This window comes from Nonomuraea turkmeniaca (assembly GCF_005889735.1).
Taxonomy (GTDB): Bacteria; Actinomycetota; Actinomycetes; order Streptosporangiales; family Streptosporangiaceae; genus Nonomuraea; species Nonomuraea turkmeniaca.
Genome location: NZ_VCKY01000093.1, coordinates 21114 through 38326 on the forward strand (window position 1 = coordinate 21114; position 17213 = coordinate 38326).

13 protein-coding genes are annotated in these 17213 nt (G+C 69.6%); 8 read left to right on the forward strand and 5 right to left on the reverse strand.

Translation table 11 applies throughout. The features are described from left to right. Positions 1–21: 21 nt before the first annotated feature. A complete protein-coding gene (locus ETD86_RS25915) occupies positions 22–417 on the forward strand; it encodes a MerR family transcriptional regulator (RefSeq protein ID WP_246148158.1) in 396 nt (131 codons plus the stop codon). Here the strand turns inward: ETD86_RS25915 and ETD86_RS25920 are convergent, their stop codons facing one another. Both ETD86_RS25920 and ETD86_RS25925 read right to left on the reverse strand, forming a co-directional pair. Next, entirely contained in the window at positions 418–1620 is a 1203-nt protein-coding gene (locus tag ETD86_RS25920) for a hypothetical protein (protein ID WP_170223263.1), read from the reverse strand. A 113-nt stretch (positions 1621–1733) separates the two neighbouring features. Then, entirely contained in the window at positions 1734–3374 is a 1641-nt protein-coding gene (locus ETD86_RS25925) for a dolichyl-phosphate-mannose--protein mannosyltransferase (protein ID WP_138668773.1), read from the reverse strand. 77 nt (positions 3375–3451) lie between these two features. Between ETD86_RS25925 and rsmI the strand changes: the two genes are divergently transcribed. Together rsmI and ETD86_RS25935 are read left to right on the forward strand one after the other, a co-directional pair. Beyond that, a complete protein-coding gene (gene rsmI / locus ETD86_RS25930; RefSeq protein ID WP_246148161.1) occupies positions 3452–4291 on the forward strand; it encodes a 16S rRNA (cytidine(1402)-2'-O)-methyltransferase in 840 nt (279 codons plus the stop codon). Between the two features lie 8 nt (positions 4292–4299). Further along, positions 4300–5892 carry a dolichyl-phosphate-mannose--protein mannosyltransferase gene (locus ETD86_RS25935; protein ID WP_246148163.1) on the forward strand — a complete coding sequence of 531 codons (1593 nt, stop codon included), beginning with the start codon at positions 4300–4302 and terminating at the stop codon, positions 5890–5892. Here ETD86_RS25935 and ETD86_RS25940 read toward each other — a convergent pair. After that, positions 5828–7375 (reverse strand): hypothetical protein, encoded by a 1548-nt coding sequence (locus ETD86_RS25940; protein ID WP_246148165.1) that lies wholly within the window; start codon positions 7373–7375, stop codon positions 5828–5830. The genes ETD86_RS25935 and ETD86_RS25940 overlap by 65 nt on opposite strands. A gap of 100 nt (positions 7376–7475) precedes the next feature. On the opposite strand from ETD86_RS25940, the gene ETD86_RS25945 reads away from it, so the two are divergent. The 4 genes from ETD86_RS25945 (at position 7476) to ETD86_RS25960 (ending at position 12820) form a co-directional block, all read left to right on the forward strand. Then, a complete protein-coding gene (locus tag ETD86_RS25945) occupies positions 7476–8696 on the forward strand; it encodes a glycosyltransferase family 2 protein (RefSeq protein ID WP_211370310.1) in 1221 nt (406 codons plus the stop codon). A 436-nt stretch (positions 8697–9132) separates the two neighbouring features. Continuing rightward, entirely contained in the window at positions 9133–10914 is a 1782-nt protein-coding gene (metG, locus tag ETD86_RS25950; RefSeq protein ID WP_138668775.1) for a methionine--tRNA ligase, read from the forward strand. 60 nt (positions 10915–10974) lie between these two features. Then, positions 10975–11829, forward strand: a complete 855-nt coding sequence (locus ETD86_RS25955) for a TatD family hydrolase (protein WP_138668776.1) — start codon at positions 10975–10977, stop codon at positions 11827–11829. An 82-nt stretch (positions 11830–11911) separates the two neighbouring features. Continuing rightward, positions 11912–12820 (forward strand): resuscitation-promoting factor, encoded by a 909-nt coding sequence (locus tag ETD86_RS25960; protein WP_138668777.1) that lies wholly within the window; start codon positions 11912–11914, stop codon positions 12818–12820. Between the two features lie 3 nt (positions 12821–12823). On the opposite strand, the gene ETD86_RS25965 is transcribed toward ETD86_RS25960, so the two are convergent. Together ETD86_RS25965 and ETD86_RS57205 are read right to left on the reverse strand one after the other, a co-directional pair. Then, a complete protein-coding gene (locus ETD86_RS25965; protein ID WP_138668778.1) occupies positions 12824–14023 on the reverse strand; it encodes an integrin alpha in 1200 nt (399 codons plus the stop codon). Continuing rightward, positions 14020–16305: a serine/threonine-protein kinase gene (locus ETD86_RS57205; protein WP_425465655.1), complete on the reverse strand. Its 2286-nt coding sequence runs from the start codon at positions 16303–16305 to the stop codon at positions 14020–14022. Before ETD86_RS57205 ends, ETD86_RS25965 begins: the two co-directional genes overlap by 4 nt. Positions 16306–16371: 66 nt before the next feature. Between ETD86_RS57205 and rsmA the strand changes: the two genes are divergently transcribed. Then, on the forward strand, positions 16372–17211 hold the full coding sequence (rsmA, locus tag ETD86_RS25975; protein ID WP_138668785.1) for a 16S rRNA (adenine(1518)-N(6)/adenine(1519)-N(6))-dimethyltransferase RsmA: 840 nt from the start codon (positions 16372–16374) through the stop codon (positions 17209–17211). The last annotated feature ends 2 nt before the right edge of the window (positions 17212–17213 follow it).

The following is a 17213-nucleotide window of genomic DNA, read 5'->3' on the forward strand; positions in this document are numbered from 1 at the left end:
GGTTCAAGTCAAGGAGCGCAGGTGGACACGTTGCTCGACATCGGTGAGGTGGCCAGGCGCAGCGGGCTGGCCGCGTCCGCGTTGCGGTTCTACGAGCGCAAGGGCCTCATCGAGGCCGACGGGCGCAACGGGCTGCGGCGGGCGTACCGGCCGGAGACGCTGGAGCGGCTGGCGCTGATCACCTGCGCCCGTGACGCCGGGTTCACGCTCGCCGAGATCGCCGCGTTCCTGCGGGCCGGGCCGTCCGACACGCGGCTGCGCGAGCACATGGCGGCCAAGGAACGCGAAGTGGACGCGCGGGTCGCGCAGCTGACCCGGCTGCGCGACAGCCTGCGCCACGCGGCGGTCTGCGAGCACGACCCGCTCGTCGAGTGCCCCGAGTTCAAGCGGGCCATCCGTAGGGTCCCCGAAGGGTGATCATCCAGAGCTCGTGTGCCGGCCCGAGCTGACGTACTTGCGTGGGCGCAGGGCATGGGTGCGCAGGGCCGCCAGGGCGGCGAGCTGCCCCGGCCGGTCCATCCGCACCACCAGCTCGTCGCTGAACGCCAGCCCCAGCGCCGTCAGCTGGGAGACCAGGTCCGCCACCGGCGCGGCGACGTCCTGCAGGCCCGTGGTCGGATGCCAGCCCTCGCCGCCGACCACCTCCGCGACTCGCTCGCGCAGTTTGTCAGGCGACATCAGCGTGCCGTCGGCGAGCAGCATGAGCGCGGCCTCCCTGGCCGACACCTCGAACTCGTGCTCGCCCTTGGCCAGCAGCAGCCTGGTGACCGCCGACCACATCGCCTCGGGCGACGTGAGCAGCCGCCTGCCGTGATCGGTGATGACGAGTTTCGCGCCGTCGCGGGTGATCGCGCCCAGCTCCCGCTCGGCCAGCTCACGCAGCCTGAGCGCCTCGGGCGACGGCGCCAGCCGCAGCGGCAGCGTGCCCTCCCTGGCCGCCAGGGACAGCAGCCCGTGCAGGGCAGGCAGGGGTTGCGGGGTCACGGGCGCGTGCAGGCGCACCTCGAACGGCTGCGCCAGCTCCCGCCTGGCCGGTCCGCGGCCCAGCACCCAGCGGTTGAGCCGCTCGCCGTGCACCCGGTTGAGCCAGCTGTCGCCGCCCAGCTCCGCGCGCGGCTCGGTGAGCCAGCGGCGGGTCAGCGCGGCACGGTCCACCTTCTCGCCCGCGACGATGGCCAGCTCCAGGGCCGCGGCGCAGGCGACGTGCGCGCCCAGCTCCTCCGGCCCCATGATCATGCTCCACTGGAGTTCGGGCACGTCGGGCGGGAGCACGCCCGTGGCCTCGAGCGCCTGCTGATAGGCGCTGGTGCCCGCGTCCTCGCCCTCGCGGGCGTAGGTGCGCAGGATCTGTACGGTCGTCGGGGACACGCACAACGCGGCGTAACGCTCCAATCCACCCAGCTGGAGCAGCCGCCCGAGCGAGCGTGCCAGTCGCTCGTGGTCGCCGCCCACTTTGAGCGGCAACGTGTACCAGAGGAACTCGCAGACGTCGAGCTGGGTCACCGACTCCAGCGGCTCCCCACCCGTCAGCCAGCCGACGGCGGTCCTGGCGTCTTCGGCCAGCTCCGGGTGAGAGCGCTCCAACTCGGCGAGAAGGGCGGTGACATCCGGTGCACTCATGCCTGGAAGTTTGCCGTATCGACCCCTGGCCTGACGATGACCGAATCCGGTCCGTATTGGGTCTTGCACAGTGACTACCCTAAGAAAGCGCTATAGGACAGGCGGTTACCGGGTCAGATCCATCGTTTTTCAAACAACATGCGGGCCTTCCACTCGACGTAGGGGATCAGCTCGGCGGTCAGGATCGGTTGCAGCCACCAGAAGTTGATCAACGCTAGCAGGGCGAAGGCGCCCACGACGGCGGCCCCGGCGGTACGCCGTACCGGGACGGCCCACGGTTTCCCAGCCGGGGGAGCGGAGGGACCTATCAGCAGCCCGGCGCACAACGTGATCGCCAGCACCATGAACGGCACCATCGGGATCGCGTAGAACAGGAACATGGTGCGGTTGTCGGCGATGGCGAAGTAGAACCACGGCAGCCAGCCCATCGCGTAGGCCAGCAGCACGGCCCCGGCCCGCCAGTCGCGCGAGGAGACGTAGTAGGCGATCAGCGCCACGAGCGCCACCACCGCGCCGAACCAGATCACCGGCGTGCCGACGCCCAGGACCGCCTCGGAGCAGTCCTTGACGCCGCAGGCGTTCTGCTTGCCCTCGTAGTAGAAGGCGACCGGGCGCAGGAGCAGCGGCCACTGCCACGGCTCGGACATGTACGGATGCGAGGTCTCCAGGTCGCTGTGGAAGGAGAAGACCTGCCACTGGTACTGGATCCACGACCGCATCGAGTCGAAGAGGAAGAACAGCGGATTGTCCACCGAGGTGGCCTGCTCCCACTTGCGCCCGTAGCCCTTGTCCGTCACGAACCAGCCGGTCCAGGTGAGCATGTACGCCACGAACGGCACGATCCCGAACGCCAGGATCCCCTGCGGCACGTCCTTGTTGAACGCGCCCGCGTACGGATGCCGCAACCCCACGGCCCGCCGCGCCCCGAAGTCCCACAGCAGCGACATGATCGCGAAGGCCACCGCGAACGCCAGCCCCGACCACTTGACCGACATCGCGAAGGCCAGGCACACGCCGGCGGCGATCCGCCACGGGCGAGCCCCCAGCCACGGGCCCTGCGGCGAGACGGGTGAGTTCTCGTACCAGGTGACCAGCCGCTCCCGCGTCTGGTCACGATCCACCACCAGGCACGCGAACGCGGCCAGCACCCAGAACATCAGGAAGATGTCCAGCAGCGCCGTGCGCGACAACACGAAGTGCAGGCCGTCCAGCGCCAGCAGCAGCCCGGCGAAGCAGCCCAGCAGCGTCGAGCGGGTCATCCTGCGCGCCACCCGGGCCAGGATGAGGATGGACAGCGTGCCGATCACGGCCGCGCTGACCCGCCAGCCGAACGGGTTGAGCCCGAACAACCACTCGCCGACGCCGATCATCCACTTGCCCAGCGGCGGATGCACCACGTAGGAGGCACACTTGTCGAGCGTCTCCTGGGTGCACGACTGCCAGATGTTCGTGTTCCCGGCCAGGATCGCCTTGTCGGCGTCCTTGATCGCGATCCGCTCCACACCCCATGTGACCAGCGAGAACGCGTCTTTCATGTAGTACGTCTCGTCGAACACCACGGCCTTCGGATGGCCGAGGTTCATGAAACGCAGGATTCCGCCGAAGGCGGTGACCAGCAACGGGCCGATCCACCCCCACAGCACACTGCCGCGCATGGGAGGTATGACCCGATCGCGCACGGACCGAGTCGGTGGCAGGCTCTCGCCGGCCTCCGAGGTCTCGTAGGCCTGGTACGGGGAATCGGTCACCGCCATTCGGACATCGTACGGGGCCCAAGCGGTTAGGTAAGTCGAAACACGGTCTAATTGGGATGCGCTGCCACAATGGTCGGGTGGCAGAAGACGGCAGGTTGGTGCTGGCAGGGGCCCCCATAGGCCAGGCGGGCGATGTCTCGCCGCGGTTGCGCGAGGTGCTAGGGAGCGCCGACGTCGTGGCCGCCGAGGACACCAGGCGGTTGCGCAGGCTCGCGGCCGAGCTGGGCGTCGAGCTCACGGGCCGGGTGGTGTCCTACTACGACCAGAACGAGGCCGGCCGGGCCCAGGAGCTCCTCGAGACGCTCAAACAGGGCCGCACGGTCGTGATCATCACGGACGCGGGCATGCCGGGCGTCTCCGACCCGGGCTACCGGCTGACGCGACTCGCGGTCGAGGCGGGCATCACGGTGACCGCCCTGCCGGGGCCGAGCGCCGTCACCACCGCGCTGGCCGTGTCCGGGCTGGCCAGCGACCGGTTCTGCTTTGAGGGGTTCCCGCCGCGCAAGGCCGGCGACCGGGCCCGCCGCCTGGCCGCGCTGGCCGCCGAGGAGCGCACGATGGTCTTCTTCGAGGCCCCGCACCGGCTGGCGGACTCGCTGGCGGCCATGGCCGAGGCGTTCGGAGCCGGCCGCGAGGCCGCGGTGTGCCGCGAGCTGACCAAGACGTACGAGGAAGTGCGCCGGGGCGGGCTCGGCGAGCTGGCCGAGTGGGCGGCCGCAGGCGTCAAGGGCGAGATCACGATCGTGGTGGCCGGCCATGTGCCCGGCACGGACGAGCCGGACCTGGACGAACTGGTCGCCGAGGTGGACCGGAGGGTCGCCGAGGGCACGCAGCGCAAGCTGGCCATCGCGGACGTGGCCAAGGTGGCCGGCATCCCCAAGCGGGAGCTGTATGACCTGGTTCACAAACGCCTATAGTGCGCATCGTGAAGCACAGGGGGGTTTCGCCGCAGCGGCTCGTCCCACCGTTCCAGGGATCCGCCTTGCTGGGCTGGATGGCGCCGCTCGTGGTGGCGTTGTTCGGCGGGATCCTGCGGTTCGTCCGGCTCGGCGAGCCCAAGGCCGTGGTCTTCGACGAGACGTACTACATCAAGGACGCGTACGCGCTGCTCACGTACGGCGTGGAACGGACCATGCTGGGCGACGCCAAGGACCCTGTCGCCGACAAGCGCTTGATCACCGGAAACCTGGACATCTTCAAGCAGTGCGCCGAGCCGTCCGACTGCGCCTCGTTCGTGGCGCATCCGCCGCTGGGCAAGTGGATGATCGGGGCCGGCGAGTGGTTGTTCGGCATGAACCCGTTCGGTTGGCGCTTCGCCGCCGCCCTCGTGGGCACGCTGTCCATCCTGATCATGGCCAGGGTGGCGCGCAGGATGACCCGCTCGACACTGCTCGGCTGCCTGGGCGGGCTGCTGCTGGCGCTCGACGGGCTGCACCTGGTGTTGTCGCGGACGGCGCTGCTGGACATCTTCCTGATGTTCTGGGTGCTGGCCGGGTTCGCGTGCCTGGTGGCCGACCGGGACTGGGCGCGGCGGCGGCTGGTGGAGTGGTACGAGAGCGCGCCCATCACCGAGCTCGGCCCCCGGCTGGGGGCCCGTCCGTGGCGGCTGGCGGCCGGGGCGTGCCTGGGCGCGGCCTGCGCGGTCAAATGGTCGGGGATCTTCTTCCTCATCGCGTTCGCGGTGCTCACCCTCATGTGGGACATGGGGGCCAGGCGGGCGCTGGGGCTGCGGGAGCCGTACCGGGGGGCGCTGTCGTACGACGTGCCCGGCGGCCTGGCCGCGATGGCGCTCACGCCGGCCGCGGTGTTCCTGGCGAGCTGGACGGGCTGGTTCGTCACCGCCGACGGCTGGGGCCGCAACTGGGAACGGGCCACCACCTCGGCGGGCAATCCGTTCTACTTCCTCTTCGACTCGGCGCGGTCGTGGCTCGAGTACCAGAGCCAGGTGCTCGGCTACCACAGCGGCCTGGACTCCTACCACCCCTACATGTCCGAGCCCTGGTCGTGGCCGCTGTTGTTACGACCCGTCTCGTTCCATTATCCGGCGAACCTGCCGCCGTCGTTGTGCGGGGCCGACAAGTGCTCCCAGGCCGTGCTCGGCGTCGGCACCCCCGCCCTCTGGTACGGCGCCCTGCTCGCCCTGATCGGCCTCGTCGCCTGGTACGCGGCCACACGCGACTGGCGGGCCGGGGCCGTGGTGCTGGCGTTCGCGGGCGGCTGGCTGCCGTGGTTCTACTACGCCATCGCCGACAACCGCACGATGTACCTGTTCTACATGATCCCCGTCGTGCCGTTCATGGTGCTGGCGATCGTGCTGCTGGCAGGGCTGATCCTGGGCAAGGAGAACGCGCCCCCGGGCCGGCGGGCGGTCGGGGCCGCGGCGGTCGGGGCGTTCGCGCTCGTCGTGCTGATCAACTTCTGGTGGCTCTACCCGGTGCTGACCGCCGAGACGCTCACACAGGCAGAGTGGTGGGCTCGGATGCTGATGCGCTCTTGGGTGACCGCCGCGCCCAAGTGACGCCCTTGCGCAGCGTGATCGCCGCCGCGATGCAGGCCAGGGGCACGGCCGGAAGCACATAGCGATAGTCGAACTCGGCCGTCGCCGCCGGGGCCAGCAGCAGGCCGACCGCGCCCAGCCACGGCAGCACCACCGGGCCGCCGAACGTGCGCCAGCGCACGGCGACGCCGTACAGGCCGATCAGCAGGATTCCGCCGACCATGATGCCGCGCAGGTAGAACACCTTCTGGTAGGCGCTCATGATGTCCGCCCACGGGTGCACGATTCGCGTCTCCGGCGGGCCCTGCTCGTAGCTGAACGCGTCGGTGTCGGTCCGCCCGCCCTGGTACGACGACCACTTCGGCAACCGCTTGGGCTGGCCGTTCTCGTCGGGCTCCACGTACGGCTTGAACTGGTACATGCTGTACGTCGACGGGTCGGGGAACATCGGTCGTGACCAGTGGAACGAGCGGAAGAAGTCGCGCGTGACCACCTTCAGATAGTCGCCGGGCTGCGACATGATCGCCCGCGTGGCGAACGCGCTGGCCGCGTCGTTGGTGATCTCGCTCCACTTCTTCTGGATGCCCCACCGGTGCAGCACCTCGCCGGTGCCCGTGCCGTCGCCGTTGCCCTGCCCCCACAGGTACCACTGCGCGTAGTCCTTGCGCTGGCTGACCGGGTCGTTGATGCACAGCAGCAGCAGCTGGACCTCTTTGTACTTGTCGATGTTCATCTTGTTGCAGTCGGCGAAGATCGCCGTACGCATGTACAGGATGAGGCCGTCGCTGTTGGTCATCGCGAACTTGCCGTACGCCGAGGCGAACCAGCCCATGTACGCCATCACCGGGATCGCGCACGCCGTGATCAACGCCGCGATCGGCCGCCAGCCCGTCCGCTTGACCAGCAGGTAGAGCACCACCAGCGCCAGGATCGGCAGGCCGATCGAGCGCGTGAGCCACGTCAGCGCAAGCAGGAAGCCGACGACCGCGCCCGCCTGCCACGACAACCGGCGCTTCCACAACACCAGTGTGATGACGCTCACCACGAGCAGGGTGAACAGGCTGTCCGACATCACCAGCTGCTCCAGCTGGATCTGGTAGGCGTCGAAGAGCACCGGCGCCGCCGCCAGCGTGGCGCCCCACTTCGGCAGCCGGAACTTGATCCGCAGCAGCGCGTAGATCAGGCAGGCCGTGGCCAGGCCCATCAGGTGCTGCGTGAACGTCACCAGCGCGAAGCTGTGGAAGGGCTTCAGCAGCAGCAGCCAGAAGCTGTAGCCGTCCGGCCTGATGGGGTGCGGCCGCGGGTGCAGCGCCACCGAGACGTACTCGTAGGAGTCGTTGAACCACATGGCCGGGCCGTATCCGAGCATGGTGATGAGCCGCAGCACGGCGCCCGCGCCGAAGGCCGCGGCGAACACACGATGCCGGCGCAGGAACGACAGCCAACGCGCTGCCCGGCCAGGAGCGGAGTGGTCCACAGGGGTAATCTCCGCGACGCTCACCATGCTGTAAAGAATGCCAGTCGTTTTTGGGTCTTGACCCGAACACCTCTGGGCACAGTGCATGATGGTTCACTGGAACAGCCTTAACTTGAAGGGTAGACACGTGGAACTGACGGTGGTCATGCCCTGCCTCAACGAGGCGGAGACCGTGGAAGTCTGTGTACGCAAGGCTTTGGCGTGCATGGAGCAGCACGGCATCGAGGGCGAGGTCCTGATCGCCGACAACGGCAGCACGGACGGCTCTCAACAGCTCGCCCGCGAGGCCGGCGCCCGCGTGGTCCACGTCGACGAGAAGGGCTACGGCAACGCCCTCATGGGCGGCATCAGGGCAGCGCGCGGCAAATTCGTCATCATGGGCGACGCCGACGACTCCTACGACTTCACCGCGCTGCTGCCGTTCGTCGAGCAGCTGCGTGACGGCGCCGACCTGGTCATGGGCAACCGGTTCAAGGGGGGCATCGCGCCCGGCGCCATGCCCCCGCTGCACCGCTATCTGGGCAACCCGGTGCTGTCGTTCGTCGGCCGGTTGTTCTTCCCCTCGGCGATCGGCGACTTCCACTGCGGCCTGCGCGGCTTCCGGCGCGACTCGATCCTGAAGCTGCACCTGCAGACCGGCGGCATGGAGTTCGCCTCCGAGATGGTGGTCCGCTCCACGCTGTCCGGGCTCGACGTGCGCGAGGTGCCCACGACCCTCTCGCCCGACGGCCGCTCTCGCCCGCCGCATCTGCGCTCCTGGCGCGACGGCTGGCGCCACCTGCGCTTCCTGCTCCTCTACAGCCCGAAGTGGCTGTTCTTCTATCCCGGCGTGCTGATGATGATCATCGGCCTGGTGGCGGGGACCGCGCTGACCTTCGGCCCGGTGGAGATCGGCGAGCTCGCCTTCGACGTCGACACCCTGGTCGGATCCTCGGCGTTGGTGGTGATCGGGTTCCAGGCGGCGTTGTTCGCGCTGTTCACCAAGGTCTATGCGGCCGAGGAAGGATTCCTGCCGGAGTCGCCGCGGATCCGCAAGATCATCGACATCGTGACCCTGGAGAAGGGGCTCGTGGTCGGCGGGCTGCTGGCCCTGGCCGGTCTGGTCGGACTCGTGATGTCGCTGGTGCACTGGCAGGTGCGCAGCTTCGGCGAGCTGGACCCGCGCGAGTCGCTGCGTCTGGTGGTGCCGTCGGCGACGGCGTTGATCATGAGCTTCCAGACGATCTTCGCCACTCTCTTCGTCAGCATCCTCGGAATCCGGCGGGCCCGCGAAACCCCTATCGACCGCGCCGCGGCCGCCGCTGAGGAGGCCGCGGAGGCGATCTCCCGCGAAAAGTCAAAAGCATAAGCTTCTTTTACGCGTTGCCGTGGCCGGCCGCGCGGGTCTCGCGAGGCCGATCAAGGGCCTGACCGTCCTTTACGCGTTGCCGTGGTCGGCCGACCGCCGACGCCGGCTCGCGTCTGTCCAGGGAAACGGCCTCTGATCGGTCAGTGGCGCACCACCGTAACGGCGCGCTCTGCCGGCCGAGTTCCGTGGCTTCTCCAGGCCGCCGTCGACGCGGCGCCGGGCCGGGAGGGGGTCGGTCGCTCGCTCGGGATCGCGGTAAATGCGCGGCGACGGCCCACGGGGACCACGGAGTCGGTTAACGTGGGCTCGCGTAACGGCGGGTCACTCGTGAAGGGTCAGAGGCCGTTTCCTGGAGGGCCATCAGCCGAAGTAGGGCGGGCGGCAAGCCACGTCAGCGCGTAAAAATGATCAAGAAACGATCCTTTAGGCTACAATCATGTCGCAGCACATTTTGACCGCCGTTGCGTGGCCGTATGCTAACGGCCCTCGTCATATCGGGCACGTGTCCGGGTTTGGCGTGCCGTCCGACGTTTTCAGCCGCTACCAGCGGATGGCGGGCAACAAGGTGCTGATGGTCTCCGGCACCGACGAGCACGGCACACCCATCCAGGTGCAGGCCGACAAGGAAGGCGTCAGCGCCAGAGAGCTGGCCGACCGCTACAACCGCGTCATCGCCGAGGACCTCACCGGCCTGGGGCTGTCCTACGACCTGTTCACCAGGACCACCACGAAGAACCACTACTCCGTCACGCAGCAGATCTTCAAGGGTCTCTACGACAACGGCTACATCTTCCCGAAGACCACGATGGGCGCCATCTCGCCCTCGACCGGCCGCACCCTGCCCGACCGCTACATCGAGGGCACCTGCCCCATCTGCGGTTACGACGGCGCACGCGGCGACCAGTGCGACAACTGCGGCAACCAGCTGGACCCGATCCAGCTGATCAACCCCAAGAGTCGCATCAACGGTGAGACCCCGGTCTTCGTCGAGACCGAGCACTTCATGCTCGACCTGCCCGCCTTCGCCGAGGTGCTCGGCTCCTACCTGCAGTCCAAGCAGGGCGAGTGGCGGCCCAACGTGCTGAAGTTCGCGCTCAACCTGCTCGGCGACCTGCAGCCGCGGGCGATCAGCCGCGACCTGGACTGGGGCGTGCCGATCCCGCTCGACGGCTGGCGCGACCAGCCCAACAAGCGGCTGTACGTGTGGTTCGACGCGGTCATCGGCTACCTGTCGGCCTCCATCGAGTGGGCCAGGCGCTCCGGCGACCCGGACGCCTGGCGCCAGTGGTGGCAGAATCCGGACGCCCGCGGCTACTACTTCATGGGCAAGGACAACATCGTCTTCCACGCCGAGATCTGGCCGGCGATGTTGTTCGGCTACAGCGGGCAGGGCGCCCGCGCCGGCTCGCCCGGTTCGCTCGGCGCGCTCAACGTGCCGTCCGAGGTGGTCTCCAGCGAGTTCCTGACGATGGAGGGCAAGAAGTTCTCCTCCTCGCGCCAGGTCGTCATCTACGTCCGCGACTTCCTCGCGCGCTACGACGCCGACGCGCTGCGCTACTACATCGCGGTCGCCGGGCCGGAGAACCAGGACACGGACTTCACCTGGCAGGAGTTCGTCAACCGCAACAACGGCGAGCTCGTCGCTGCCTGGGGCAACCTGGTCAACCGGTCGATCTCGATGGCGGCGAAGAACTTCGGCGCCGTGCCCGAGGCCGGCGACCTGACGGACGCGGACCGGGTGCTGCTGGAGCGCTCGCGCAACGCGTTCGGCCCGGTGGGCGCGGAGCTGAACAGGTCCAGGTTCAAGAACGCGATCACCGAGGCGTTCGACGTGGTCCGCGAGGCGAACAAATACCTGGCCGAGCAGGAGCCGTGGAAGCTCAAGGAGGACCCGGCGCGACAGAAGTCGATCCTGCACGTCGCGCTCCAGGTGGTCGACGACGCCAAGACGTTGCTCACGCCGTTCCTGCCGAGCTCGTCCAACAAGGTGTTCGCCATGCTCGGCGGCGAGGGCGTCTGGTCGGGCATGCCGGAGATCCACGAGGTCGACGAGGACGGTGGCGAGCCGTACCCGGTGATCACCGGAGAGTACGACGGCGCGGCCCGCTGGGAGCACCGGCCGATCAAGCCGGGCACGCAGCTCGCGCCGCCGGTGCCGCTGTTCAAGAAGCTCGACCCGAAGGTCGTCGACGAGGAGCTGGCCCGGCTGGGCCAGTGAGCCGTTGAGCCTGCCCGGGCGGTGAGCCGTCGAGGTGCGGGGAGAGGCTACGTTAGGGGCGTGAGCAAGATTCCCGCCGCCCCGGAGCCGCTTTCCGCACCCGTTTTCGACAGCCATTGCCACCTCGACATCATGGTCGGCAACCGGCAGGCGTCCTCGGGCGACCCGGTGGCCCAGGCGGCCCAGGCGGCCGCGGCCACCGTACGGGGCATTCTCGAGGACGCCAGGGCGGTCGGCGTGACCAAGCTCGTGACGATCGGCTACGACCTGAAGTCGTCCCGGTGGAACGCGGAGACGGCGGCGGCGCAGGAAGGCGTGTACGCCGGGGTGGCGATCCACCCGAACGAGGCGCACGAGGCGACCCCCGAGGTGCTGGCCGAGATCGAGGCTATGGCCGGGCGGCCGGAGGTGCGGGCGGTGGGGGAGACCGGGCTCGACTACTACCGCGACTGGGCGAGCAGGGACGACCAGCACGCCAGTTTCCGCGCGCACATCGAGATCGCCAAGCGCACCGGCAAGGCGCTGGTCATCCATGACCGGGACGCGCACGACGACGTGCTGAGGGTGCTGGCCGAGGAGGGCGCGCCGGACAAGGTGGTGTTCCACAGCTTCTCGGGCGACGCCGAAATGGCGAAGACGTGCGTGGAAGCCGGATATTTCATGTCGTTCTCCGGGCCGGTCACGTACAAAAACAGCGCTTACCTCCGCGAGGCCGCCGCCGCGGCGGCCCTGGAGCTCATGCTGGTCGAGACCGACGCCCCCTACCTGCCGCCGATGCCGCACCGCGGCAAGCCCAACGCGCCCTACCTCATCCCGCTCACCCTCCGCTGCCTCGCCGAGGTCAAGGGGATCCATCCGGACCGGTTGTGTGAGGCGATCAGTACGAACGGAGTCACGGTCTTCGGCGCCTGGTGACCATGTTTTGGTGAACCGGTGGCTGCCGGTGCATGGCCACGACTAGCGTTCGGGCGGTCACTTACCGTACCGGAGGTGGTCCATGCGAGGCAGGAGGCGTGCGCCGCGTCCGCCGATCCCCTGGCGTTCCCCGTGGACGCCGGTGGTGTGCCTGGTGGGCGCCTTGGCGGTGGGCGCGATCGTGGCGGTGTCGTTCCTGGTCAAGGACGTGACCGTGGTCGTCGACGGCCGGCCCGTGGCGGTGCGCGGCTTCGCCGGCTCCGTCCGCGACGTGCTCGATGACGCCGGGGTCAGGCTGAGCTTCGGTGACGTCGTGCTCCCCGGCACCGAGGAGGTCGTCGCCGACGGATCCAGGATCGAGGTACGCCGCGCCCGCCCCCTCATCCTGACCCTGGACGGCCGCACCACCAAACACCTGGTCACCAGCACGAACGTCGCCGACGCCCTCACCGAGCTCGACATCTCACCGGCGGCCGGAAGGATCTCCGCGCCCCGCGACGGGACGGTGCCGCTGTCGGGGATGTCGCTGACCGTCTACACCAGGCGCAAGGTGTACGTGGTCGCCGGCGCGACCCGGCGCGCCTCCCGCACCACGGCCCGCACGGTACGCGAGGTGCTCCGCCGCAATCGCATCACCCTGCACCGTGGCTACCAGGTGAGCCCGCCGCTCGGCAGCTTCCCCAAGGACGGCACGGTCATCACGGTCACCCCGCCGCGGACCACGCCGGTCTATCCGGACGTCCTGCGCCTGAACTGGCGTGCGCTGGCCGCCTGCGAGTCGGGCGGCAACCCGCAGGCGTACAACGCGCAGGGGCCGTACTACGGCATGTACCAGTTCAGCCTGCCCATGTGGAAGGCCGTCGGCGGCGTGGACCTGCCGAGCGCCTGGCCGGCGGAGGAGCAGACCTACCGGGCCCAGCTCCTCTACCAGCACGTCCAGGGCAGATGGCAGGGCCAGTGGCCCAGCTGCGGCGCCCACCTGTTCGGCTGACGCCTACCCCGAGACCGACACCCCGAAGTCGGCCCCCTTCGGCGGCTGGAGCGGCTGCAAACTCTCGGCGTTCCGCCCGGCGACCGCGACCTTCCCGTACGGCTGCGCGTCCGGCTGCCCCACGAACAACTTGTTGCCGCTGAAGGCCACCGACCAGCCGAACAGCCCGTCGGCGGTCTGCAACTTCCTGTCCTCGGACGCGTTCTTCCACGACACGATGCGCACGCCGCCGCCGTACGGGGCGCCGATGGCCAGCCGGCCGTCCGCCGAGGCGGCCATCGAGAACCCGAACGCCTGCTTGCCGTCCTGCGCCACCGTCCTGATGGGCTTCCTGGCGGGGTCGAGCAGCTGCACGGAGCCGGGGCCGGGGGAACTGATCGCGTAGCCGGAGCCCTCGGAGTACGCCACCGCGTAGCCGTACCTGTCGCCGGAGGCCTTGGTCGGCGAGTCCAGCTTCAGGCTCGTGATCTGGGTGGCGAACACGTCGTCGATGAACACGGCCGCGCCCGAGTCGATCTTGCCCGCCTCGATCTGGCGGCCCGCGCCGTCGTCGTTCTCGTACGGGACGCCGACGAGCAGCGCGTTCTGCGCCCCAAACGCCATCGACCAGCCGAACTGGTCGCCCACCTCACTGTTGCCGCGTACGTCGACGCTCTCCTGGCTGATCCTGCGTAACGCTCCCGTGCCCCTGCTCACGTAGATCGCGCCCACGTCGAGGAGCCGGCCCTCGTCCTCGTACGGCGCGCCGACGGCCACCGCGTCGCCCTTGGTCGCCAGCGACCAGCCGAAGTGCGCCAACCGCTGAGGTTGCGCGGCGTTCAGGCGCAGCGGAGGTTTGGCGCCGCCGCCGTAGATCACGTACGCGGCCCCGGCGTCCTCGACGCCGTCCACGTCCGCGTACGGCGCGCCGACCACCAGGTCGGCACAGGCGTCGCCGTCGACCTTCGCCAGGCGCGCCACCCAGCCGAAGGCGTCACCCCTCGCCCGGTCGGGCAGGGAGACGGGGATGACCTTGCCGGCGGACAACACGTGCACAACGCCCTTCTGGTCGTCGGCGAACGGGTCGCCCACCACCACGTCGTCCACGCCGTCACCGTCGAAGTCCGCGGCTCCCGAGCAGGCCGCGGCCACGGCGGCCGTGGCCGGCGCCATCGTCGCGCCGGCCGCGAGGAGCAGCGCCAGGAGCGCCTCCCGGATTCTCACAGCGCCACCTCGATCTGCTTGCCGTTCTCGAGCATGGTCGCCGTCAGCTTCACGGGCTTGCGGTACGTGGCCAGGTCGAACACGAAGGCGCTGTCCACGCGGGCGCCCGGCAGGATGGCCGGGGGCAGCGTGACGGCGGCCGGGTCGTGCTCGCCGCCGCGGTCGTCGACCATGGTGACCACGGGCTGGACCAGCACCTTACGCTCACCGCCGGGGTTGAGCATCGTCCAGCGGATCACGCACAGCTGGCCCCGGGTCGCGGTCTTGCCCTCGTACTCCTTCAGCCCGCACTCAGGGGCCGCCGCCACGATCGCGACCGGGTCGTCGAAGTTGTCGCCGAGCGGGAACCTCCGGCCCACGTCGTTGGGGGCGGCCGTGGTGGCGGCCTGGGACGGGTTGCCGGGGCCGGAGACGACCGTGTTCCTGCCGGACGTGACGATCAGGACAGCCACCGTGACGACGATGGCCAGCACCGCCGCCGCGGCGGCGATCAGCCACCGGGTGCCCGAGGTCCTCGTGCCGTCGAGGGTATCGGGCTCGCTCGGGAGTAACTCCGGGGTGATGCGCATCGCCCGATCGCCCGGCCGCGTGTCGGCGGCCGCCCGCCCCGGCAGCGACGTCTGCCGCTCCTGCGGGCCTGGCTGCCCCGGCAGCGACGTCTGCCGCTCCTGCGGGCCTGGCTGCCCCGGCAGGGATGCCTGCCGCTCCTGCGGTCCTGGCTGCCCCGGCAGGGATGCCTGCCGCTCCTGCGGCCGCGCGGGCCCGGCCGGCCCGGGCTGCGCCGGCGGCTCCTGCCCGGTTTGCCGCAGCGGTGCCGGCGGCCCCTGCACCTGCGCCCCGTGCGTTTGCGGACCCTGCCTCTGCGGCCCTTGCGCCTGAGCACCTTGCGCCTGAGCACCCTGCGCTTGAGCACCCTGCACCTGAGGGCTTTGCGACTGAGCACCCTGCGCCTGAGGGCCTTGAGCCTGGGCATCCGGCGCTCCAAAAGTGGCCGGCGGCATCTGGGACTGCCCCTCCTTCTTCCGGCCACCTCGCCGGAACATCCCACGAGGCCGCGCCTGCTCCTGCCCAGACGATCCACCAGGGGGTTGGCCCCGACCCTGGCCCTGGGCCTCAGCCGGCCAGCGGGCCAGTTCCGCCTTGGCCGCCTGCTCCTCCCGACGGGCCAGCTCCTCGAACGACGCCGCATCCGGGCGCGCCGCACCGGGCCCGCCGGGCACCGCGGCATCAGGACCGCCGGGCACTCCAGGGACGACGTTGGGCCCGCCGGGCGCCGCCTTGCCCGTGGTGTCGCTCGGCGGCGGAGTCGTGAACGTCGCCGTGATGTCGGGCTCGTTCACCACGTTCTGCAGCGGCTCCCAGTCGCTGAGCATCTCGGTCCCGACCAGAGTCGGGGCGGCGACCAGAGTCGGCGGGTTGACGGACGCCGGTGGCGTGTTGCCACCCACCAACGCGATCAGCAGATCCTGCGCCGTCGGACGCAACGCGGGATCCATCGAGGTGGCCAGCCGTGCCAGCTCGTTCAGCGGCGCGGGCAGCGCACCCAGCTCCGGCGGGGAGTTCAGCACGCGGTGGGCCATCGTGATGGGGTCGCCACGCCCGAACGGATGCCGCCCGTTGCCGGCGTACGCCACCAGGCAACCCCAGGCGAAGATGTCGGCCGCCGGGCTGACCATCTCACCACGTACCTGCTCAGGCGCCCACCACCCAGGGCTGCCGAGCAACTCGCCGGAAAGCGTGAACCCCGTTTCCCTGTCGAGCGCCCTGGCGATCCCGAAGTCGATCACGCGCGGCCCCGACAACGAAAGAATCACGTTGGCGGGCTTGAGATCCCTGTGCACCAGCCCCGCCACGTGAATCGCGGCCAGCGCCGCCGCCACCCCCAGCCCGACACCATGCAGCGGCCCCGGGTCCAGAGCCCCATATTTCGCTATCTGATCGGACAGCGGGGTGCCCGCGATGTACTCGGTCACCATGTACGGCCGTCCGTCACCGGTGTTGCCGTTGTCCAGCACCTGAGCCGTGCAGAACGACGCCACGCGGCGGGCGTTCTCGACCTCCGCATGGAACCTGGCCGCGAACCCCTCCTGGTTGGCGAACTCCGCCTTCACGACCTTGAGCGCGACAAAACGCCCCGTCGGCGCACGTGCCAGGAAAACGGTCCCCATACCGCCTTCGCCGAGCCTCCCCAGCAGACGGTACGGCCCGATCTCCCGCAAGTCCGTCGGGCGGAGCGGCGCGGCGCCCGTTGGCTCCATGAGGGATGTCCCTTCCTGTTCCACGCCATCCTCTCCTTTGGTCTCCCCATCCGCCATGCAGGTTCTTCGATACGGGAGACTGGTTGGATGATGAGGCTGTTGGGCCCTGCAGAAATACGTATTTTGGCGGACAAGCTAGATCTTCGTCCGACAAAAAAGCTAGGCCAGAACTTCGTGATCGACGGCGGCACCGTCCGGCGTATCGTCCGCGTGGCCGATCTGGCGGAGAATGACGTGGTCATCGAGGTGGGACCAGGCCTCGGCTCGCTCACCCTGGCCCTCCTCTCTTCCGCCTCCCATGTGGTGGCCGTCGAGATCGACCCGGTGCTCGCCACCCAACTCCCCATCACAGTCGCCGACCGAGGCCTGTCCGACAAGCTCACGGTCGTCAACGCCGACGCCATGAAGATCACCCTTGACGACCTGGCCGGCTTCGTCCCCACAGCTCTGGTGGCCAACCTCCCGTACAACGTCGCCGTCCCGGTGGTGCTCCACGTCCTGGAGGCGCTCCCCTCCCTGCGCAAGGGCCTGGTCATGGTGCAGTCGGAGGTGGCCGACCGCCTCGCCGCCGGTCCCGGATCGAAGGTGTACGGGGTGCCGTCGGTCAAGGCCGCCTGGTACGCGGACGTACGCCGCGCCGGCCCGGTGGGCCGTACCGTCTTCTGGCCCGTCCCCAACGTCGACTCGGGCCTCGTCTCCCTCACCCGCCGCGAACCCCCCACCACGACGGCCTCCCGCGAGGAGGTCTTCGCCGTGGTGGACGCCGCGTTCGCCCAGCGCCGCAAGACCCTGCGCGCAGCCTTGGCCTCGTGGGCAGGCAGCGCGGCCGAAGCGGAGATCGCGCTGAGGGCGGCCGGCGTCGACCCGTCGACCCGCGGCGAACAACTCGACGTCACCGCCTTCGCCCGCATAGCCGAACTCCGCCCCTGACC